General features: G+C 66.0%; 20 protein-coding genes. 8 read left to right on the forward strand and 12 right to left on the reverse strand.

Annotation, left to right across the window (positions count from 1 at the left end; all coding sequences use genetic code 11):
- Positions 1 to 144: 144 nt before the first annotated feature.
- Together ACZ60G_RS17350 and phoU are read left to right on the forward strand one after the other, a co-directional pair.
- Positions 145 to 2,082, forward strand: coding sequence for an LCP family protein (locus tag ACZ60G_RS17350; RefSeq protein WP_465811093.1), 1,938 nt, complete (start codon positions 145 to 147; stop codon positions 2,080 to 2,082).
- 101 nt (positions 2,083 to 2,183) lie between these two features.
- Positions 2,184 to 2,846 (forward strand): phosphate signaling complex protein PhoU, encoded by a 663-nt coding sequence (phoU, locus tag ACZ60G_RS17355; RefSeq protein ID WP_465811094.1) that lies wholly within the window; start codon positions 2,184 to 2,186, stop codon positions 2,844 to 2,846.
- Positions 2,847 to 2,986: 140 nt separating this feature from the next.
- Here phoU and pstB read toward each other — a convergent pair whose 3' ends face one another.
- The 6 genes from pstB to ACZ60G_RS17385 all read right to left on the reverse strand — a co-directional run bounded on the left by pstB (position 2,987) and on the right by ACZ60G_RS17385 (position 8,855).
- Complete coding sequence (pstB, locus tag ACZ60G_RS17360) at positions 2,987 to 3,763, reverse strand: phosphate ABC transporter ATP-binding protein PstB (protein WP_040686399.1); 777 nt, start codon at positions 3,761 to 3,763, stop codon at positions 2,987 to 2,989.
- Between the two features lie 14 nt (positions 3,764 to 3,777).
- Entirely contained in the window at positions 3,778 to 4,683 is a 906-nt protein-coding gene (pstA, locus tag ACZ60G_RS17365; RefSeq protein WP_465811095.1) for a phosphate ABC transporter permease PstA, read from the reverse strand.
- Positions 4,683 to 5,657: a phosphate ABC transporter permease subunit PstC gene (gene pstC / locus ACZ60G_RS17370; RefSeq protein ID WP_465811096.1), complete on the reverse strand. Its 975-nt coding sequence runs from the start codon at positions 5,655 to 5,657 to the stop codon at positions 4,683 to 4,685. The genes pstA and pstC overlap by 1 nt, the downstream gene beginning before the upstream one ends.
- Before the next feature lie 91 nt (positions 5,658 to 5,748).
- Positions 5,749 to 6,861, reverse strand: coding sequence for a phosphate ABC transporter substrate-binding protein PstS (pstS, locus tag ACZ60G_RS17375; RefSeq protein WP_465811097.1), 1,113 nt, complete (start codon positions 6,859 to 6,861; stop codon positions 5,749 to 5,751).
- 249 nt (positions 6,862 to 7,110) lie between these two features.
- On the reverse strand, positions 7,111 to 8,022 hold the full coding sequence (gene mshD, locus ACZ60G_RS17380; RefSeq protein WP_465811098.1) for a mycothiol synthase: 912 nt from the start codon (positions 8,020 to 8,022) through the stop codon (positions 7,111 to 7,113).
- Between the two features lie 65 nt (positions 8,023 to 8,087).
- A complete protein-coding gene (locus ACZ60G_RS17385; RefSeq protein ID WP_465811099.1) occupies positions 8,088 to 8,855 on the reverse strand; it encodes a winged helix-turn-helix transcriptional regulator in 768 nt (255 codons plus the stop codon).
- A 183-nt stretch (positions 8,856 to 9,038) separates the two neighbouring features.
- On the opposite strand from ACZ60G_RS17385, the gene ACZ60G_RS17390 reads away from it, so the two are divergent.
- The 6 genes from ACZ60G_RS17390 (at position 9,039) to ACZ60G_RS17415 (ending at position 13,159) form a co-directional block, all read left to right on the forward strand.
- Positions 9,039 to 9,845, forward strand: a complete 807-nt coding sequence (locus ACZ60G_RS17390; RefSeq protein ID WP_465811100.1) for an LmeA family phospholipid-binding protein — start codon at positions 9,039 to 9,041, stop codon at positions 9,843 to 9,845.
- Positions 9,842 to 10,282: a thioredoxin family protein gene (locus ACZ60G_RS17395; protein WP_465811101.1), complete on the forward strand. Its 441-nt coding sequence runs from the start codon at positions 9,842 to 9,844 to the stop codon at positions 10,280 to 10,282. The genes ACZ60G_RS17390 and ACZ60G_RS17395 overlap by 4 nt, the downstream gene beginning before the upstream one ends.
- A gap of 322 nt (positions 10,283 to 10,604) precedes the next feature.
- Positions 10,605 to 11,093, forward strand: a complete 489-nt coding sequence (locus ACZ60G_RS17400) for a DUF4395 domain-containing protein (RefSeq protein ID WP_465811102.1) — start codon at positions 10,605 to 10,607, stop codon at positions 11,091 to 11,093.
- Between the two features lie 31 nt (positions 11,094 to 11,124).
- On the forward strand, positions 11,125 to 11,958 hold the full coding sequence (locus ACZ60G_RS17405) for a sulfurtransferase (protein ID WP_040686391.1): 834 nt from the start codon (positions 11,125 to 11,127) through the stop codon (positions 11,956 to 11,958).
- 4 nt (positions 11,959 to 11,962) lie between these two features.
- A complete protein-coding gene (locus tag ACZ60G_RS17410; protein ID WP_062988334.1) occupies positions 11,963 to 12,268 on the forward strand; it encodes a DUF1416 domain-containing protein in 306 nt (101 codons plus the stop codon).
- A 183-nt stretch (positions 12,269 to 12,451) separates the two neighbouring features.
- Positions 12,452 to 13,159, forward strand: a complete 708-nt coding sequence (locus tag ACZ60G_RS17415; RefSeq protein ID WP_063044459.1) for a heme-binding beta-barrel domain-containing protein — start codon at positions 12,452 to 12,454, stop codon at positions 13,157 to 13,159.
- 97 nt (positions 13,160 to 13,256) lie between these two features.
- On the opposite strand, the gene ACZ60G_RS17420 is transcribed toward ACZ60G_RS17415, so the two are convergent.
- The 6 genes from ACZ60G_RS17420 to cydB all read right to left on the reverse strand — a co-directional run bounded on the left by ACZ60G_RS17420 (position 13,257) and on the right by cydB (position 19,509).
- Positions 13,257 to 13,520 carry a Uma2 family endonuclease gene (locus ACZ60G_RS17420; protein ID WP_465811103.1) on the reverse strand — a complete coding sequence of 88 codons (264 nt, stop codon included), beginning with the start codon at positions 13,518 to 13,520 and terminating at the stop codon, positions 13,257 to 13,259.
- A complete protein-coding gene (locus tag ACZ60G_RS17425; RefSeq protein WP_465811104.1) occupies positions 13,517 to 13,744 on the reverse strand; it encodes a hypothetical protein in 228 nt (75 codons plus the stop codon). Before ACZ60G_RS17425 ends, ACZ60G_RS17420 begins: the two co-directional genes overlap by 4 nt.
- 22 nt (positions 13,745 to 13,766) lie before the next feature.
- On the reverse strand, positions 13,767 to 14,204 hold the full coding sequence (locus ACZ60G_RS17430; protein ID WP_465811105.1) for a hypothetical protein: 438 nt from the start codon (positions 14,202 to 14,204) through the stop codon (positions 13,767 to 13,769).
- A 291-nt stretch (positions 14,205 to 14,495) separates the two neighbouring features.
- On the reverse strand, positions 14,496 to 16,427 hold the full coding sequence (locus ACZ60G_RS17435; protein ID WP_465811156.1) for an ATP-binding cassette domain-containing protein: 1,932 nt from the start codon (positions 16,425 to 16,427) through the stop codon (positions 14,496 to 14,498).
- A 68-nt stretch (positions 16,428 to 16,495) separates the two neighbouring features.
- Entirely contained in the window at positions 16,496 to 18,475 is a 1,980-nt protein-coding gene (locus ACZ60G_RS17440; protein ID WP_465811106.1) for an ABC transporter ATP-binding protein/permease, read from the reverse strand.
- A 2-nt stretch (positions 18,476 to 18,477) separates the two neighbouring features.
- Entirely contained in the window at positions 18,478 to 19,509 is a 1,032-nt protein-coding gene (gene cydB, locus ACZ60G_RS17445) for a cytochrome d ubiquinol oxidase subunit II (RefSeq protein WP_465811107.1), read from the reverse strand.
- Positions 19,510 to 19,511: the final 2 nt, after the last annotated feature.

Here is a 19,511-nt window from a genome sequence, read left to right on the forward strand (position 1 = left end):
AAATCGAGCGCTCCCTCCGCGCGCCAAGCGGACGCCCCGCCCCGCACATCAGCCATGCCAGCCGGACGCAGTGCCGACGCACCCCGCACATCGGCTACCCCGGCGGCCGGGCGCAAGGCCGACGCACCGCCTCGCACATCTGCAATGCCAGCTGGACGCAAAGGCGACGCGCCTCGCACCTCTAGCACCCCAGCCGGGCGCAAGACCGACGCACCCCGCACCTCGGGCACCCCGGCTGCACGCAATGCCGACGCACCGCGCACCCCAGCCGGACGCAAGACCGACGCACCCCGTACGACGGCCACTCCAGCCGCCAAGGCCGACGCCGCCCGCCGTTCCGCGGGCTCCCCTGTCGTCGACGACATCGCGGGCACCCCGACGACCGCGCGCACCGGGAAACGCCGCGCATCGACGGTTTCCGGAAAAGAGCCGCCCGAGGTCGTCACAGACGTGATCCCCCCGGTCGAGGAGACCCCGCGACCGAAGAAGCGCACCATCGGCTGGCCGACCACCGATCCGGACGCCCCCAAGACCGCGGCCGCATCGACCCGTGTCGGCCTTTCCCGGCTCGCCGCGAGCCGACAGCGCCGCAATAAGCGGCTGCAGGTCGCGGGCCGGGCCACCCTGACAATTTGCGCGGTGGTCGCGCTGCTGGTCACCGGCGGCGGCTGGAGCTATCTACGTTCGACCGCCAATGGCTTCACCCAGGTCTCCGCGCTCGACGACCATCCGGAAGACGTTCTCGACTCCGGCGCACAGCTGGGCGACGAGAACTACCTGCTGGTCGGGACCGACACCCGCGCGGGCGTCAACGGCCAGGTCGGCGCCGGCACACTGGACGATGCCGAGGGCTCCCGCGCCGACACCGTGATGCTGGTGAACATCCCCAAGAACCGCTCGCGCGTCGTGGTGGTCTCGTTCCCCCGCGACCTCGATGTCAGCCGTCCGCAGTGCAACGGCTGGGACAACGACAAGGCCGAGTACACCAACGAGGTCTTCCCTGCGGCCATGGGCGACAAGCTCAATGCCGTGTACGCGCTCGCCGGACCGAAGTGTCTGGTCAATGTGATCCGCAAGATGACGGGTCTGAGCATCGGACACTTCATCGGTATCGACTTCGCCGGATTCGAGGCGATGGTCGATCAGGTCGGCGGCGTCGATGTCTGCACGCCCAAGCCGATCGTCGACGGCATTCTGGGCACCGTGCTGGAAAACTCGGGCCATCAGCACATCAACGGCGAGACCGCGCTCAACTACGTGCGCGCCAGGCACGTCTACGGCGAGGAACGCAGCGACTACGACCGGATCAACCGGCAGCAGCGCTTCCTGGCCTCGCTGCTGCGCGGCGCACTGTCGAGCCGGGTGCTCTTCGATCCCGGCAAGTTGAACGGCTTCATCTCCGCATTCACCAGCCACACCTTCGTCGACAAGGTGCAACCGACCGACCTGCTGACCCTGGGCCGCTCGCTGCAGAAGGTCGACGCGGGCGCGGTCACCTTCCTGACCATCCCGACCGCGGGCACCACCTCCTACGGCAACGAGATCCCGCGTGATTCGGATATCAAGGCGATCTTCCGCGCCGTCATCGATGACCAGCCGCTGCCCGGCGAGAAGAAGTCGACCCCGGCCCCCGGTTCGATCCCATCGGCCCAGCCGGCGCCGCCGAAGCTGACCGCGGTCGATCCGAGTTCGGTATCGCTGCTGGTCTCCAATGGATCGGAGACGGCAGGCGCGGCCAATAAGGCGGCGACCAAGCTCGGCAATCAGGGCTTCCAGATCTACAACACCGGCAATTACTCCGGCGGCAATTCCGAGGTCGCCACCAAGGTGCGCTTCGGGCCCGGCCACGAGGCCGAGGCGGCCACGGTGGCCAGTTCCCTGCCCGGGGCGACGATGGAGCAGTCGAACAGTCTCGGTGGCATTGTCGAGGTCGTGATCGGCGCCGATAACCCGACCATTCGTACTCCCACGCCGGTCGGCGATCCGATCTCGAACGTTTCGGTCACCGTGGCGAGTGCGGAACCGGTCACACTGCCCTCGGACCTGGAGCACGTCAACGCCGCCGACGAAACCTGCAAGTAGCTGTGGCCATGAGCTGGGGCAACGCCCTCGCTAACGTTCTGCACCGCCCATTAACCCTGTGTTGGTGACTAGGTCAGCACCTGGCATTAATGTCTCCCTTTATGCGTGTCATCTACAACGAGCAAATGGCCGACCTTGCCCACCTGCTGGGCGAGATGGCCGGTCTGGCAGGTTCGGCGATGGACCGGGCCACCCAGTCGCTGCTCCAGGCCGATCTCACCCTGGCTGAATCGGTGATCAGCGAGGGCGACCGGATCGCCGAAATGATCACCGACGCCGAGGAGAAGGCGTTTGCCCTGCTTGCGTTGCAGGCGCCGGTCGCGGGTGATCTGCGACAGGTAGTGAGCGCGATCCAGATCGTCCAGGACGTCAACCGGATGGGCGCACTCGCGCTGCACGTCGCCAAGGTGACCCGGCGGCGGCACCCCAACCACGCGCTGCCCGAGGCGGTGAACGGCTACTTCGCGGAAATGGGCCGAATCGCGGTGAATATGGGTGCCGGTGCCAGGGAGGTGCTCGAGTCGCGTGATCCGGAGCGCGCCGCGCAGCTCAACGAGGACGACGAGGCGATGGACGATCTGCACCGTCACCTGTTCACGTTGCTGATGGATCGCGACTGGAAGTACGGCGTCGCCGCAGCCGTCGATGTGACGCTGCTGGGCCGCTACTACGAGCGCTTCGCCGACCACGCCGTGGAGATCGGCCGCCGGGTGATCTTCCTGGTCACCGGTGAGCTGCCGCCGGATTCCGACGTCGAGCTGTAGTCGAGAACTCCTGCCGGACAACGAAACACGGCACGCACCGTCGCGCCGGGGCTCGGTCACGCGCCCCGGCGGTCACGAATAGCGGTGTCCGACATAGCAAAAAGGCCCGCACCGTAGTGCAGGCCCTTTGGTTTTGCCTCTTATCCGAAGCGACCGGAGATGTAATCCTCCGTCGCCTTCTGTCCCGGATTGGAGAAGATCTTCTCGGTATCGTCGATCTCGATCAGCTTGCCCGGCTTGCCCTGTGCCTCCAGGTTGAAGAAGCCGGTCTGGTCACTCACGCGCGCGGCCTGCTGCATATTGTGCGTGACGATGACGATGGTGAATTCCTTCTTCAGCTCGGTGATCAGGTCCTCGATCGCCAGGGTGGAGATCGGGTCCAGCGCCGAACACGGCTCGTCCATCAGCAGCACATCGGGTGACACCGCGATGGCGCGAGCGATGCACAGACGCTGCTGCTGACCACCGGAGAGGCCGCCGCCCGGCTTGTCCAGCCGGTCCTTGACCTCGTTCCACAGGTTGGCGCCGCGCAACGAACGCTCGGCGACCTCGTCGAGCTCCTTCTTGTTGCGCACACCCTGCAGCTTCAGTCCGGCCACCACATTGTCGCGAATCGACATGGTGGGGAACGGATTCGGGCGCTGGAACACCATGCCGATGGTGCGGCGCACGCCGACCGGGTCGACGGTGGAGCCGTAGATGTCCTCGCCGTCCAGCAGCACCGCGCCCTCGACGCGGGCATTCGGAGTCACCTCGTGCATCCGGTTGAGCGAACGCAGCACAGTGGACTTACCGCAACCCGACGGGCCGATGAAGGCGGTCACGCTGCGCGGCAGTACCGACAGCTTGACATCGGCAACCGCATGGAATTTGCCGTAGTAGATATTCAGGTCTTTTACGTCGATCCGCTTGGCCATTTTTCCGTTCGCTTCTATCGGTTCCGCGTGAGCAGCTTGTTGACGACCGCGGCCGCCGCGTACAAGAGGGCGATGAGCAGGATCAGCGTCAACGCCGCGCCCCACACCCGGGCTCGGCCGGCCGGTTCCGGGTTCGCCAACTCTTGGTAGATCAGCAGCGGCAACGACGCCATATTGCCGTCGAACAGGTTGGTATTGATCGACTTGCTGTAGCCGACCAGCACCAGCACCGGCGCCGTCTCACCCATGACGCGGGCCAGCGAGAGCAGGATGCCGCTGATCATGCCGGGCGCCGCGGTCGGCACCACGATCCGAACGATGGTCTTCCACTTGGGAATTCCGAGGGCGTAGGACGCCTCGCGCAGCTCGTCGGGAACCAGCTTCAGCATTTCCTCGGTGCTGCGAATCACCACCGGGAGCATGAGCAGTACGAGCGCCAGCGATACCGCCAGGGAACTCTGCGGGAAGCCGAAGGTCGCGATCCACAGCGCGAAGATGAACAGCGCCGCGACGATCGACGGGACACCCGCGAGGATGTCGACCATGAAGGTGGTGACCTTGGCCAGCACGCCACGCCCGTATTCGACCAGGTAAACCGCGGCCATGATGCCGAGCGGCACCGCCAGGATCGCGGCGACGACGGTCTGCACGATAGTGCCGTAGATCGCGTGGTACACACCGCCACCGGTCTGGTCCGGCAGGATGCCCTTCTGCGATTTCTGCCACCAGTCCGGTGAGACGACGGACTCGAGGCCCTTCGAAACCACCATGAACAGGACCCAGATCAGTGGCACGAGCGCGATGGCGAAGCAGGCCCAGACCACTCCGGTCGCGATGTTGTTCTTGAGGCGGCGGGCCGCGCTCACATGCCGGAAGGTGGGCGCCTTGAGCGGCTTGTCGAGAGTCGTCGTGGTGGTCATTACCCGTTCACCCTTCCACCGGACACGAGCCGCGCCAGCGCGTTGACGATGAAGGTCAGCGCGAACAGCACGAAGCCGGCCGCGATGTAGGCGCCGGTCGGCAGTGGCTGACTGAATTCCGATGCGGCGGCGGCGATTTTGGAGGCGAAGGTGTAGCCGCCGTCGAACAGCGACCAGTGACCGGCCTGTGCCGAGGTGCGCAGGATCACCAATACCGCGATCGTCTCACCGAGCGCGCGACCGAGGCCGAGCATGGAACCGGCGATCACACCGCTGCGGCCGTAGGGCAGCACCGTCATCCGGACCATCTCCCATTTGGTCGCGCCGAGCGCCTGCGCGGCCTCGATATGCGAGAGAGGTGTCAGGTTGAAGACTTCGCGCGAAACCGAGGTGATGATCGGCAGGATCATCACCGCCAGCACCACGCCCGCGGTGAAGATCGTGCCGCCGCCGGAGATCGACACATTGCCGTCGGAGAACAGGAAGAACCAGCCGAGGTTCTTGTTCAGGAAGGTCTCGACGGGTTCGAGCCGCGGTGCGAGCACCAGGAAGCCCCAGAGACCGAACACGATGGACGGCACCGCCGCGAGCAGATCGACGAGCATCGCGAACGGACGCGCCATCGGCTTCGGCGAATAGTGGGTCAGGAAAAGTGCGATGCCCACACCGATGGGCACCGCGATCACCAGCGCGAGCACCGAACTCAACACCGTGACCATGAGCAGGTCCCGGATGCCGAATCGCAGGTGATCGGCATTGGTGGTGTTGAACTCGCTACTGGTGAAGAAGTTCGCCTCGTTCGCCATGATCGAGGGCCACGCACGGATCAATAGGAATAGCGCGATCAGTGCGATGGCCGCCACGACCGTCGCACCGGCCGCGGTGGCAAGCGACCGGAAGATGACCTCGGCCCTCTGGCTGTGGCCGGGGCGGGCCTTCGGTGAGGCCGGTTCGGTGCTCGGTTCACTCGACATAGGGGCAGTATCTCCAGCCGCCCGCGGGCCAGTCGAGTCCGACTGGCCCGCGGCGGTCACCTCAGGGTGCACGGTCATGGCGTGGCAGCTATCAGGAAATGGCGTTGATCGCGGTGGTCAGCTTGGTCTTGAACTTGTCCGGGATCGCGACGTAACCCGCGGTGTCCAGACCCTTCTGACCGTTGTTGACGGCCGAGGTCAGGAATGCCTTGACCGCCTTGGACGTATCGGCGTCGGTGTACTTCGAGCAGACGATCTCGTAGGTCGGCAGGATGATCGGGTACGCGCCGGCCGCGGTCGGCTTGTAGAACGACGAGGTGTCGAGCACCAGGTCGTTGCCCTCGCCCTTGATCTTCACGCTGTCGACGGCCTTGGCCGCGGACTCCGGGGTCAGCTTGACCGGATCCTTGGAGGCCGAGGTGACGACCTGCGCGATGGACAGGTTTTGCGCCTTGGCGAAGGACCACTCGTTGTAGGTGATCGAGTTCTTGGTGCTCTTGATGGCGGCCGAGGTGCCCTCGTTGCCCTTGGCACCCTCACCGACACCGCCGTTGAAGGTCTTGCCCGCGCCCTTGCCCCACGCGCCGTCGGAGGCGGCGTCCAGATAGAGCTGGAAGTTGTCGGTGGTGCCCGACTCATCGCTGCGGAAGATCACCGAGATCTTGTCCGAGGGCAGCTTGGCGGTCGGGTTCAGCGCCTTGATCTCCGGGGCGTCCCAGGTGGCGACGGTGCCGTTGAACACCTTGGCGGCGGTCGGGCCGTCGAGCACCAGATCGCTCACACCGTCGATGTTGTAGGTGATGGCGATCGGGCCGAAGACGGTCGGCAGGTTCCACGCCGGGGCGCCGCAGCGCTCCTGCGCCTTGGCCGGCTCACCCTTCTTATCGCTCAGCGGCGAGTCGGAACCGGCGAAATCGGTCTGGCCGCCGAGGAATTCGTTCACGCCGGCACCGGAACCGCTGGAGGTGTAGTTCAGCGTGGAGCCGCTGCAGTTGGCCTCGTAGGCGGCGACGAAACGGTCCATGGCATTCTTCTGCGCCGAGGAACCACTGGCCTTGAGGGCCTTCTTACCGCCACAGGCGATATCGACCTTGGCGGCGGAATCGCCGGTGGCAGAGGTGTTGTCGTCACTGCCACAGGCGGCCAGGGGCATGGCGACCGCGGCCAGCACACCGATCAGGGCGCTGCTGCGCTTGAAGTTCACTTATTCCTCCGGGGAATCGCGTTCGACACGCCCGGTCCCTCACCGGCCCGGGCGGGTTTCGTGGTGCCGTTCGCGGGGAACTTGCGCACCAGGCGGCAACTGTGCCGCCCCTATGTAACGTAAGGTCACTCGGTTGACATTTGGACCAGGCTGAGTGAACGGAGGGTGAACAGCCCGGCGCTAATGGTCCCGTTATGTGTGACATTTGCCCCAGTGTTACTCGAGCAACCCCGGCGAGCCGTCTGTTATTCAGTCAGTGACCGAATACGCGACATCGATATGTGACGCGGCGAAGCCGAGCCGCGTATACGTGTGCACGGCCGCGGTGTTGTCGGCCTCGGTATAGAGCAGAACCTCTGGCAGATCGTGTTCGCGCAGGTAGCGCAGGCCCGCGAGGGTGAGCAGGCGGCCGAGTCCCCTGCCCTGCGCGGCCGGGTCGATGCCGACCACATAAACCTCGCCGACCGGCGGGTTCTCCTCGTAATGCACCTTGGTCCAGTGGAGTCCGAGGATGCGGTCCGGATCGGCCGGATCCACCGCGATGAACAGCCCCTTCGGGTCGAACCAGGACTCTTCGCGGCGGACGGCGATATCCCGCTCGGTCCAGCCGCCCTGTTCTGGATGCCGAGCGAAGGCCGCGTTATTGACACGCAACAGTTCGGCATCGTCGGCGGCGCCTTCGTAGGTCCGCAGCGCGTTACCTTCCGGAACGACCAACTCCGGTAGCTCCGGCGTTGCCAGTGACCGCCGCATCTGCCACAACTCCCGTGCGACGCGCAGTCCGAGCCGGGCCGCGAGCGCCTGGGCCGCGGGCCGATTTCCGTGCGCCCAGACCCGAGCACCCGATCCACCCTTTGTCAGCGCGGCCGAGACCAATTCCGCACCGATGCCATGGCCACGCGCAGCCGGATCGACGGCGACCTCGGCCATTGCGGGGTGTTCGCCATGTGCGGCAACGAGATTCGCGTAACCGGCGACGACACCGCCACGCAGCGCCACCAGATGTTCGGCCCCGGAATCGGTCGCGACGAGCGAGAGGACGGCCTGTTCGGAGACCGGCGCGACACCGTCTTCGGCACTCGTCCGCTCCAGCAGGTCACGCACCGCCCGCGCCACCTCGGCATCGAGTTCCGTGCTCCACCGCAGCGTCGTCTCGCCCATGAGCGTCTCCCTCGTCGATCCCGTCATCGCGACGAACGCGCGAATACCGCGCGCCATTCCATCGGCTACGGGACGGATCCGTTGACGGGGACGGGCGGGGAATCGTCGGTGCCCTCGGCGGATTCGTCGTCGTGGAAGGCGACGTGGTCGCCCTTGGCGCTGTTACGCGCGGGGCGGACGGCCTTGTAGCCGACATTGCGGACGGTGCCGATCAACGATTCGTATTCGCTGCCGAGCTTGGCGCGCAGGCGGCGCACGTGCACGTCGACCGTGCGGGTGCCACCGAAGAAGTCGTAACCCCAGACCTCCTGCAGCAGCTGGGCCCGGGTGAAGACCCGGCCCGCGTGCTGCGCGAGGTATTTGAGGAGTTCGAATTCCTTATAGGTGAGATCCAGCGGGCGACCGCGCAGCCGGGCGGTATAGGTGCCCTCATCGATCACCAGTTCGCCGAGGGTGATCTTGCCGGTGTTCTCCGGGCTCGCGACACCGCCGTTGCGGCCGACCAGCAGGCGCAGCCGGGCGTCCAGCTCGGCCGGTCCGGTACCGGGCAGCAGAATGTCGTCCAGCCCCCAGTCGGCATTGACGGCGACCAGCCCGCCCTCGGTCAGCACGGCGACCACCGGCACCGACGAGCCGGTGCTGCCGAGCAGTCGGCACAGGCCACGGGCCGCGGCCAGGTCGGTGCGCGCATCGACCAGCGCGACATCCGCAGTCCCCGCCTCGAGCAGGGACGCCACCTCGGTCGGCGCCGGGCGCACATTGTGCGCCAGCAGCGACAGCGAGGGCAGAACCGACTCGGGGTTGGGGTCGGAGGTCAGCAGGAGCAGCTCCACAAGCCCTCCTCCCATCTAGTAGCACCGGACATCAGCCACACCGCCGGGGCCACGTCGCTAATCACAGGTAATCGGATGCAAGATTAGCGCGTGAACACCGATGACCTCGCCATCCGGGGTTAGTGTGGCACCTCAGGACAGAGGTGCGATACCCGAAACGCACCGCCAAGTAGTGTTGCCCGCATGCGCAAGCTGATCATCGGGCTGCTGTGCCTCGCGGCATTGGCGGTAGTCATCGATTTCGGCGCCGCCGCCTACTCCGAGTATCGCGTGTCGCGTGCCCTACGTGTCGGCGCCGACCTCACCGCGGATCCCGACGTGATCATCTATGGGTTCCCCTTTCTCACCCAGGCGCTCGACGGCCGATACCAGACCGTCGATATCCGCGCGCGCGTCATGCGACCCGATATCCCCGGCGAAATCTCGGTCGGCGCGACGCTGACCGGAGCCCACCTCTCCATCGGCGATCTCACCGACGGGAACGTGCGCGCGATTCCGGTGGATCGGGTCGAGGGACAGATGCGGCTCGAGCCGACCGAACTCGGCAAGCTGTTCAAAATCCCGGACCTGCAAGTACATTCGGCGCCGGGTAATAAATCCGACGGAACGGGCGGATCGGGCGGGTCCGGTATGACCACCGGCGGGCAGCTCCTGCTCACCGGCACCATGCCGGGCAAGACGCCGAGCAAGCCGGGTGCACCGCTCGGCGGTGACAATGTGAGTGTGACGGCAGACCTCGTGGTCGACGGCGATCAGGTGAAGATCGTCGCGACCAGCATCTACCGTGGTACGGGTGATGCCACGACGACCGCGGTCGTCACCGATACCGAGCGCCCCAAGGTGCTCGAGCAGTTCACCCGGACAATCGATACGAACGAACTGCCGTTCGGGCTGCGGCCGACGAAGGTCTCCGCACAGGGCGGCCAGATCGTCATCGAGGCCAAGGCCGAGAACGTGACCATCGACCTGGACAGATTGCGGCGACCATGATTGAAATCACAATCCTGCTGTTGGTGGTGCTTGCCGCGGTTGCGGTCGGAGTGGTGCTGCAGCGCCGCAACGGCAAGCTGCGCGCCAGCGACACCGAGCCACAGGACGAATCGGCGCGCACCGATCTGCTGGCATCGGTCGGCGCCGACAACTCGGGCCCGGCGGTACTGCACTTCTCCGCCGACTGGTGCGGACCGTGCGACGCGGTGCGCCGCGTGGTCGCCGGGGTGACCGAGGAATTGTCCGGATCGCCGCGGCCGCCGCTGGATATCGAGGTCGATATCGACGCCGAGCCCGCGCTGGCCAAAGAACTGAACGTGCTCTCGCTACCGACCACCTTCGTATTCGATATCGAAGGGCGGGAACGATTCCGGATCTCCGGGGTCCCCAAGTCCGCGGACCTGCGTACCGCACTCGAGCCGCTGACCGTGGGATAACTCTTCCGGTGAATCACCCCTGACGATGGAAAAACCGGGCGTAACAAGGGTTGATAGCAACTGTGACGAACCCCGGGTCCAATTCTCCGGCAGAACCAGGTAAACTCCTCTGCGTGCAAGCCAACCACGAGCTGATGCTCACCCGACGCCGCACAGTTGATCTGTGTCGCCTCGGTGGTTGTTGCTGCCTGTGTGGCTGAGCGGTCGGCTCCGTCAGAATTCCTGATGCCGACCTGCGTCCGTCGTGCGAGTGATCTTTTGATCCCCCGGCGAACTGGCATTTTTCCCGCCAACAGCGAAATTCAGCGCAGGAGTACGCACAATGTCCACAAATTCCCGAAACACAGCCGTTGAGAACAGGATTCCCGGCGTCGTCGATGTGCGGGGGCCACGCTTCGCTGCGTGGGTCACCACCGGCGTCCTCGTTCTGATCCTGCTCGCAGCAGCCGTTTCGACGCCGGTCGCCGCGGTGCTCATCGCCGCACAGGCGGTGGTCTTCGCGATCGGTGCGGCCTACGGGCCGCGGCGGCATCCCTACGGCCGGATCTTCGCCGCGTTCGTCGCGCCGCGCGTGGGTCCGACCCTCGAAACCGAACCCGTGGCACCGCTGCGGTTCGCCCAATTACTCGGCCTGGTCTTCAGTGCCGTCAGCCTGCTGGGTTTCCTGGTCGGCTCCACCGTCGTCGGCGCGGTGTTCGCCGGCTTCGCCCTGTTCGCGGCGTTCTTGAATGCGGCGTTCGGGATCTGCCTGGGTTGCCAGATCTATCCGCTGGTCGCCCGACTCCGCCGGAACCCGTCCCCGGCGAACTGACACTGCAAGTCACCACCCCGAAAGGAACAACATGGCTCGCTCCGATGTCCTGGTCTCCGTTGACTGGGCCGAAGAGAACCTCAACGCCCCCGGCGTCGTCTTCGTCGAGGTCGATGAGGACACCTCCGCCTACGACGGCGGCCACATCGAGGGTGCCGTTCGGCTCGACTGGAAGAAGGACCTGCAGGATCAGGTTCGTCGCGACTTCGTGAACCAGGAGCAGTTCTCCGATCTGCTCTCGGCGCGCGGCATCGGGAACGACGACGAGGTCGTGCTCTACGGCGGCAACAACAACTGGTTCGCCGCATACGCCTACTGGTACTTCAAGCTGTACGGCCACAACAACGTCAAGCTGCTCGACGGCGGCCGCAAGAAGTGGGAGCTCGACGGTCGTCCGCTGTCCCGCGACGCCGTGAACCGTCCGGCCACCCAGTACAAGGCCGCCGCGCCCGACCTGACCATCCGCGCGTTCCGCGACGAGGTCATCGCCGCCATCGGCGCCAAGAACCTGGTCGACGTGCGCTCCCCTGACGAGTTCTCCGGCAAGATCCTGGCTCCGGCGCACCTGCCGCAGGAGCAGAGCCAGCGTCCCGGCCACATCCCGGGCGCCATCAACGTGCCGTGGAGCAAGGCCGCGAACGAGGACGGCACGTTCAAGTCCGATGCCGAGCTGACCGAGATCTACGGCGAGGCCGGGCTGGACGGATCCAAGGACACCATCGCCTACTGCCGCATCGGTGAGCGTTCCTCGCACACCTGGTTCGTGCTGCAGGAACTGCTGGGCCACCAGAATGTCAAGAACTACGACGGCAGCTGGACCGAATACGGCTCGCTCGTCGGTGCACCGATCGAATTGGGAGAGTAATCACATGTGCGCAGCACCTACCCAGGGACAGGCCATTCCGGCCGGAGTCGATGTCGAGAAGGAAACGGTCATCACCGGCCGTGTTCTGAGCACCGACGGTCAGCCGGTCGGCGGCGCGTTCGTGCGCCTGCTCGACGGCAACGGTGACTTCACCGCCGAGGTCGTGGCCTCGGGCACCGGTGATTTCCGCTTCTTCGCGGCGCCGGGCGCGTGGACCGTGCGGGCGTTGTCCTCCTCGGGCAACGGCTCGGCCGAGGTTCGTCCGGAGGGCGCGGGCATCCACGCCGTGGATGTGGCAGTCGCCAAGTAAGTAATTGCGCCGACGGCCCCGTCGTTTCCCGGTAGCTGGGAAGCAACGGGGCCGTTGTGCTGGGCGGGACGCAACTCGTTAGACTCCAGTTGTGGTCCTCTTCTTCGAGATTCTGCTGGTGGCCGTGGCCGTTCTGATCGGCTGGTTCGGCCTGTACGTCTTCTACCGGTTGTTCACCGAATCATGAGTGAACTCGCGAGCGAAGGTTCCAACCCGGCCGAGCGAGCGAGTGAACAACTGAACGGCAACGGCCCGGCCGAGTCCGCGCCGCGCCGCAGTGGCGACGAGGCCGTGGCCGAGGCTGCCGAGCGGGCGAAATGGACTGGTGCGCGCAATATTCCGGTGCTACCGGATCTGCCGCTGCCCGAGGACACCGCGAATCTGCGGCTCGGTCCGGATCTGAGTTCGTCGATGCTGGCGCTGCTGCCGATGGTCGGTGTATGGCGCGGTGAGGGCGAAGGCAACGATCCCGCTCGCGGCGACTACCGCTTCGGCCAGCAGATCATCGTCTCCCACGACGGTGGCGATTACCTGGCCTGGGACTCGCGTTCCTGGGTCATCGAATCCGACGGCTCCTACGGCGGACCCGATCTGCGCGAGAGCGGCTTCTGGCGGGTCGGCATCGACGGTGATGACGAGGTCATCGAACTGCTGCTGACCCACAGCACCGGCATCGTCGAACTTTTCTACGGCACCGCGCTGACCCAGTCCTCCTGGGAATTGGCCACCGATGTCGTCATCCGCAGCCAATCCGGCATCGTCGTCGGCGGAGCCAAACGCCTGTACGGCATTGTCGAGGGTGGTGACCTGGCCTACGTCGAGGAGCGCGTCGTGGCCGACGGCCCCCTCGAACCCCGCCTCTCGGCCCGTTTGCAGCGCTACATCGGTTAGCCGCGTCGCCCGATCGATGTCAGGTCGATGTCGATCGGGAAGGGGACGCTGAGCTTCAGGCGGTCGTGGAAGATGCCTACGGGCACATAGGAATGCACTACGGGGTCGAGTTCGTAGACGTAGACGACGGCCTCTTCTCTTCGGCTCGCCGCTCGATCCGCCAGTAATGCGGAATCCCAGCCTTGGCATATTTGCCCGGCTTGGTCTCGCGATCACGCTCCTCGGAGTCCGGGGACACAACCTCCACGGCAAGGACAAGGTCCTCGGCGAAGTAATACCTCGACGGGTCCTCGCTGGCGAATGCCTCTGCGGTAACGACAAGAACGTCCGTCTCCGGCATCTGACGCTTGCCGAGCTTCACCGCCATCCCCAGTGCGGCCCGCCAGTGCGGCGGAGCCTGTAGATCCAGGTCCCGCCAAAAAGTGAGACGACTCGGCTGTGCCACTTTTCCTGCGGACCTACGAAGACCAGGCCACCATCGATCAACTGGGTGCGTTTGGGAAGGCCGCGCAGCTCCAAGAAGTCCTCGACCGTGAAGCCACCCGCAGGCGGAATCACCCAGTCGGGCAACGGCTCAACGGCCATTGCCCCAGCGTAGTGCCTGCCCTCAGGTTGGGTGCCAGGTGACGAGGAGTTCGTCGGCGAGGGTTTCGACGGCGAGTTTGGAGCCGTTCACCTCGAGGACGGCGGCGCGGAGGCGGTCGTCGTGCAGGCGGGATTCGGAGACGGCGGCGATGTGGGAGCCGATCAGGCGTGAGTACGGGGGTTCGGAGCCGACGTCGAAGGCGGTGTATTTGCCGGATTCGGCAACGTAGTCGATGTATTCGGGTTCGGTGAGACCGGCGAACGGGTCGCGCCACGGGGTCGATGCGACGAGGAGTTCCTCGCCGTCGGTTCCGGCGTCCAGCAGCAGCACCGAACCGTCGTCGAAGGTCAATTCGATGGGGCCTTCGGTGCGGTCGACATCACTGCCCTGTACGTAGAACATGCGGCGAACCGCCCTGATGCGGCGTCCAACCACTGCCGCGAGACCCTCCGATGGCATCGGCTACCCCTCGTGTCGAACCCGGTCGCCGGACTCTACCGTCCGAGAGAATTGTGCCGAAAAAGGAACGACCCCCGAGCCATACCCCGCAGGCGGTGAAGCCTACATGGGTCCCGGTCGGACTAGACCGGTAGCTCGGGGGCCGGGTGGCTGCCTGGAATTCGCTCAGCGCTCGCGCGAACGGAAATCCGTTGCAGCGGTGGCGCTAGCGGACAGCCACCTCACGAGTCCTATGAACATACATTCTTCGAACCACCTCCTTCCTTGTGTACAAACGAATCTAGTCAGCGGTCAGTGAGTCGGCAACGGAATTTCGCGGGGCGCTGAACCGGTGCGCTCCTCGACTCCTCCAACGGTCGTGACCTGGCCTGATGCATCGACTTGCAGCACAACTCCGGCGCGGTGATCGGATGGCAGCTGATGTGTGACGACGACCACAGTTCGGTCGGGTTCGACGAGGCCGCTGCCTATATCGAGTAGCTCGCACAGCAGTCGGGCGCCCGCCTCGGCCTCGAGATGTTCGGTCGGCTCATCGAGCAGCAGCACCCGTGCGGGCGAAATAAGCGCTCGGGCGAGCAGAATCCGCCGCCGCTGCCCGCCCGAAACCGCAGCCGCGCCTCCGGCCAGATCCGTGTGCACACCATCCGGCAGCGAATCCAGCCAATCCCCGAGACCGACCGCGCACAAGGCCTTCTCGGCCGCTTCGGCGCTGAGGTCACCCCGCGCGACCCGCAGGTTCTCGAGCAGGGAGGTGCCGAAGATGTGCGCATCCTCGGCAAAGAACGTCACACCGGGCACGGGCGTTCCGAACAGCCCCGCCCACGCCATGAGCAACGTGGTCTTGCCCGCGCCGCTCGGTCCGACGACGGCAATCCGCTTACCTGCCGGACGCTCGGGGAGGTTGCCCGGCAATCGATTTCGTGCGTCGCCGATGTCCGCATCGGTACCCCTGCGGTCGGGTGCCGCTGGTGCGCCCCCTGTCGACGAGCCGTGCCCGCTGCCCACGGCTCGTCCGGTGGCATTGCGCAGCGGATGATCTCGTGCCGAGTCACTGTGCCGGTTCGTGGCGGAGCCGGCGGCGGACCGTTGCTGCGTTATCGGGTTTCGAGTGGTGGTTTCGAGCAGAGGGAGGCGGTGCAGAGCCGCGCGGGCGGTGGTGAGGGCCTGGGCGGCGGCGGGGAGTGGGGCGACTGCCTCGAAGGCCGAGAGGGGGAGCAGGACAAGGATGGTGAGGGCCATGGGGGTCATGGCGGGCGGGTTGGTGCCGTAGATCGCGATGCCGATCAGAAGGGCGCCGAGGACGCTGGCGCCGATCGAGAGTGGCGTCGCCGCGGCAGCCCAGGCGCTGCGTGCGGCCGCGGAATCCTCGGCGGCGACCGCACGTTGTCCGGCGCGGTCGGCGGCCGCCAGCGCGGCATCCAGCTTGCCCGCGACGCGGAGTTCGGCCGCGTGGTCGAGGACCGTGAGCGCCTGCGCGGTGAATTCGGCACGGTCGGCGCGTACCGCACGTTCGGCCGCACGGGCGGCCCACCCCGAGAGCCACGGTGCGACGATCCCGGCAATGCCGAGCGATACCGCCAGAATGGCCGCCGCCCCAACCGAAATGGTGGCCATGAGTCCGATCGCGGCCAGCGCCAGCACAATCGCGACCGCGATCGGCACGAACACCCGGACGACAACGGCACCGAGATCGTCGATATCGCTGCCGATTCGGACCAGCAGGTCCCCGCGTCGCAGCGATGTAGCACCATCCGCGCCTGCCGAATCCGTTGCGGCGATCGAGACATCCCGGTCGGGCCTACGACTGAAGCCGGCCGCGCCATCGTGGCCGGGCCGACGAACCGCCCCGTCGAGCTTCTCGGCACGCAATCCGTCACCGCCGCTGGCCGGCCCCGCTGAAGTGCCACCGCGCATATCCCGCCGCATCCAGACGTCGGATTGAGCGAGGGTCCGGTAAACGGTTGTCCGAGCGGTCGTCATCGCACGCAGCGCAACATCGTGGGTGGCAAGGCGTTCCAGATATCGGCACAGCCCACGGGATATACCGAGCGCCCGTACCGCGACAACGGCAACGCTCAGATCGAGCACCGGAGGCATCTCCCAGGCACGCGCGATCAACCACGCCGCCAGAGCCGCCAGCCCGAGCCCACTGCCCAGCGCCGACACACCCCACCCGATCGCCACGGCAACTCGCCACGGCGACAACTCGAGCAGCCCCCACATGCGCCGCAGATCCGCTACTACGCCACGACGAGGCGTTGCCCCTGGCACCGAAGTTTCTCCCGCGCGGTTCATGAGACGACTGCCTGAGGTGCGGTGGAGTGGATGGGGATTACGTGATCCGCGACAGCGACGACGGTTGGGCGGTGGGCTATGACGATTACCGTTGCGCCGGTGCGGGCTCGCTGCTGTAGGGCGGTGAGGACTGCGGCTTCCGCGGCGGGGTCCAGGTGGGCGGTTGGTTCGTCGAGAAGGAGGATGGGGCGGTCGGCGGCGAGCACTCTGGTGAGCGCAAGGCGTTGGCGCTGGCCGAGGGAGAGGCCGATGCCGCCTGTGCCGACGATCGTGTTCCAGCCGTCGGGAAGTTCGCCGAGTACCGTATCGAATCCGGTTGCGATGCAGGCGGCTTCGAGTTCGCCGAGCACGCGGGCCGCCCCCTTGGCGGTGGTGTCGGGTGTGTGTGCGCCGAACAGCTCGAGATTCTCGCGCAGTGTTCCCGGGACCAACACCGGACGCTGCGGCAACCAGGCAACACGGGACCACCAAGACTGCTGATCCAGCTCACGTACGTCGGTGCCATCGACCTTCACCGAGCCGTGCTCCGGTGAGAGCAAACCCAGAATTGCTTGCAGTGCGGTCGATTTACCGCTTCCGTTCGGTCCGATCAACACCGTCACCAACCCCGGCCGAAACTCCGCCGTCAGCCCGGCGGGCGCAAATCCGTCCCGTGCGCGTACCGAGAGATCAGATATCTCGATGAGGCCCTGGCCATCTCTGCCCACTTCGGACTTCGTGTCGGGACGGTTGCCAGGCAGTGCCGCTGAACCGAGTTCGCTGATATCTCTTCCGCCGTCCTCACTCAGCACAGCCTCCTCGCCGCCGGCATCTCCACGACGGAAGCCGACAGCGGCCACAGCACCAACGGCATTCGTGCTCGGAATCGGGCCGACAGCACCTGCGCTCCCGCCAACCACGGCCCCAGCCGCAGTGGTGCCCGAGGCCGACCGACCAGCACCCGCGTCCCCGCCAGCCGCCTGACCATCGGCACCCGATTCGGCCTGAACCTGCGCAGACGGCTCGAGCACAGCAAAGGCCTTGTCCGCGGCCGCCATTCCGTCCTGCGCCGCATGGAACCGCTCCCCCACCATCCGCAGTGGCAGATACACCTCCGGCGCGAGAATCAACGCCACCAGCCCGGCATAGAGACTCATCTCGCCGTATACCAGCCGCAGACCGATGGACACCGCGATCAACGCAACGCTGAGCGTGGCAAGCATCTCGAGCACCATCGATGACAGGAACGCGATCCGAAGCGCACGCATAGTGCGCTGCCGCAACGCATCCCCGAGCGCACGCACCCGGTGTTCCATCGAACCCGTCCGCCCCGCGATTCCCTCCCGCCCCAACGCCCGCAACGTCGGCATCCCGGCAAAGAGATCGAGCAGTTGATCCGACAGCCGGGTGGTCGCGACGAGCGTGGCCTGCGCCCGGCCCTGCGTGAGCAGTCCGATGAGCACCATGAACACCGGAATCAACGGCAGCGTGACCACGGCGATGAGGCCGGAGACCGGATCATGAAACCCGATGACCACCAACACAATCGGCGGCACCAGGCAAGCAAGGAGCAGCGCAGGCAGATACCCGGTGAGATACGCCCGCAGCCCGGTCAGCCCGGTACTCACGACAACCGCCAATTCGGTTCGCCGAGTTTCGAGTTCGCGCGGCGGCAACTGAGCCCCGGCGGCGAGCACCGCGGTTTCCAGTTCCGCGACCACCGCGGCCCCCGCCCGATGCGCGATCCGCGACTGCACCCAGGTGGCGAGCACCCGACAGCCGATGGCGGCCACGAGCACCACCAACTCGAAGGTCCACGCCCCGAAGCTGCGCCGACCGGGATCGGTGACGACCCCGGCCAGCACCGTCGCCAGTGCGAGCGCCGTGACCACGATCGAACCCGTGATCAGCACGGACAGTGCCACACTCAGCACCAGATAGCGGCGGGCCGAGCGCGCGTACTTCCACAACCGGGGGTCGACGGGCGGGCGAGCCATGATCAGTCCTTGACAGCTTCCAACGGCAGGCCGATCGGCGCGGGAATGTGCTCGACCGTAATCCGTTTGCGGAACACCCAATACGTCCAGCCCTGGTAGCCGATCACCACGGGCGTGACGACCACGGCCGCCCAGCTCATCACCTTCAGCGTGTACGGCGTCGAGGAGGCATTGTCGATGGTCAGGTTGAACATGTCGCTGATGGTGGACGGCAGCACATTCGGATACAGCGACCCGAACAGCAGCACCGTCGCCGCCGCGGTGGTGACGGCGGTACCGACGAAAGCCCACCCGTCGCGGTCGGCGAAACTCGCCGCGCCCGCGAGCAGCAGCCCGATTACCGCCAGCGCCAACGGAATCCAGGTCCATCCGGTTCCGTAGGCCAACTGCGTCCACACCCCGAACACACCGACCACGATCGCGGTCGGCGCCAGCAACAATCGCACCGTCTTCACCGCATCGTCGCGCACCTCGCCGCCGGTCTTCAGCACCAGGAAGACCGCACCGTGCAGCGCGAACAGCAATCCGGTCGCGAGCCCGCCGAGCAATGCGTACGGGCTCAACAGATCCCACACCGAGCCGACCATGTGCTTCTTCTCGTTCAGCGGCACCCCGCGCACCACATTGGCGAATATCCAGCCCCATGCCAATGCCGGTACCCAGGAACCGATTCCGATCGCGGCATCGCACCAGGCCCGCCACCGCGCATCGTCGATCTTGCTGCGATATTCGATGGCGCAGACCCGCACGATCAGCGCGACCAGCACCAGTAGCAGCGCGAGGTAGAAGCCGGAGAAAAGGCTCGCGTACCACTCCGGAAAGGCCGCGAACATCGCACCGCCCGCGGTCAGCAACCAGACCTCGTTGCCGTCCCACACCGGCCCGATCGTATTGAGTACGACCCGCCTTCGGGTATCGCTGCCCTTGCCGAGGATGGGCATCAGCATGCCGACACCGAAGTCGAAGCCCTCCAGCACGAAGTAGCCGGTGAACAAGACGCCGATCAGCAGAAACCAGAACTGTTGCAGATTCATCG

It is taken from the genome of Nocardia sp. NPDC102475, from assembly GCF_055584605.1.

Excerpts from the sequence above, each read along its gene's own strand:
- ACZ60G_RS17350 (WP_465811093.1), top strand. The coding sequence starts at position 145 with ATGCCAGCTGGACGCAAAGGCGACGCGCCTCGCACCTCTAGCACCCCA.
- phoU (WP_465811094.1), top strand. The coding sequence starts at position 2,184 with ATGCGTGTCATCTACAACGAGCAAATGGCCGACCTTGCCCACCTGCTG.
- pstB (WP_040686399.1), bottom strand. The coding sequence starts at position 3,763 with ATGGCCAAGCGGATCGACGTAAAAGACCTGAATATCTACTACGGCAAA.
- pstA (WP_465811095.1), bottom strand. The coding sequence starts at position 4,683 with ATGACCACCACGACGACTCTCGACAAGCCGCTCAAGGCGCCCACCTTC.
- pstC (WP_465811096.1), bottom strand. The coding sequence starts at position 5,657 with ATGTCGAGTGAACCGAGCACCGAACCGGCCTCACCGAAGGCCCGCCCC.
- mshD (WP_465811098.1), bottom strand. The coding sequence starts at position 8,022 with ATGGGCGAGACGACGCTGCGGTGGAGCACGGAACTCGATGCCGAGGTG.
- ACZ60G_RS17390 (WP_465811100.1), top strand. The coding sequence starts at position 9,039 with ATGCGCAAGCTGATCATCGGGCTGCTGTGCCTCGCGGCATTGGCGGTA.
- ACZ60G_RS17395 (WP_465811101.1), top strand. The coding sequence starts at position 9,842 with ATGATTGAAATCACAATCCTGCTGTTGGTGGTGCTTGCCGCGGTTGCG.
- ACZ60G_RS17400 (WP_465811102.1), top strand. The coding sequence starts at position 10,605 with ATGTCCACAAATTCCCGAAACACAGCCGTTGAGAACAGGATTCCCGGC.
- ACZ60G_RS17405 (WP_040686391.1), top strand. The coding sequence starts at position 11,125 with ATGGCTCGCTCCGATGTCCTGGTCTCCGTTGACTGGGCCGAAGAGAAC.
- ACZ60G_RS17410 (WP_062988334.1), top strand. The coding sequence starts at position 11,963 with ATGTGCGCAGCACCTACCCAGGGACAGGCCATTCCGGCCGGAGTCGAT.
- ACZ60G_RS17415 (WP_063044459.1), top strand. The coding sequence starts at position 12,452 with ATGAGTGAACTCGCGAGCGAAGGTTCCAACCCGGCCGAGCGAGCGAGT.
- ACZ60G_RS17425 (WP_465811104.1), bottom strand. The coding sequence starts at position 13,744 with ATGGCCGTTGAGCCGTTGCCCGACTGGGTGATTCCGCCTGCGGGTGGC.
- ACZ60G_RS17430 (WP_465811105.1), bottom strand. The coding sequence starts at position 14,204 with ATGCCATCGGAGGGTCTCGCGGCAGTGGTTGGACGCCGCATCAGGGCG.
- ACZ60G_RS17435 (WP_465811156.1), bottom strand. The coding sequence starts at position 16,427 with ATGTGGGGGCTGCTCGAGTTGTCGCCGTGGCGAGTTGCCGTGGCGATC.
- ACZ60G_RS17440 (WP_465811106.1), bottom strand. The coding sequence starts at position 18,475 with ATGGCTCGCCCGCCCGTCGACCCCCGGTTGTGGAAGTACGCGCGCTCG.
- cydB (WP_465811107.1), bottom strand. The coding sequence starts at position 19,509 with ATGAATCTGCAACAGTTCTGGTTTCTGCTGATCGGCGTCTTGTTCACC.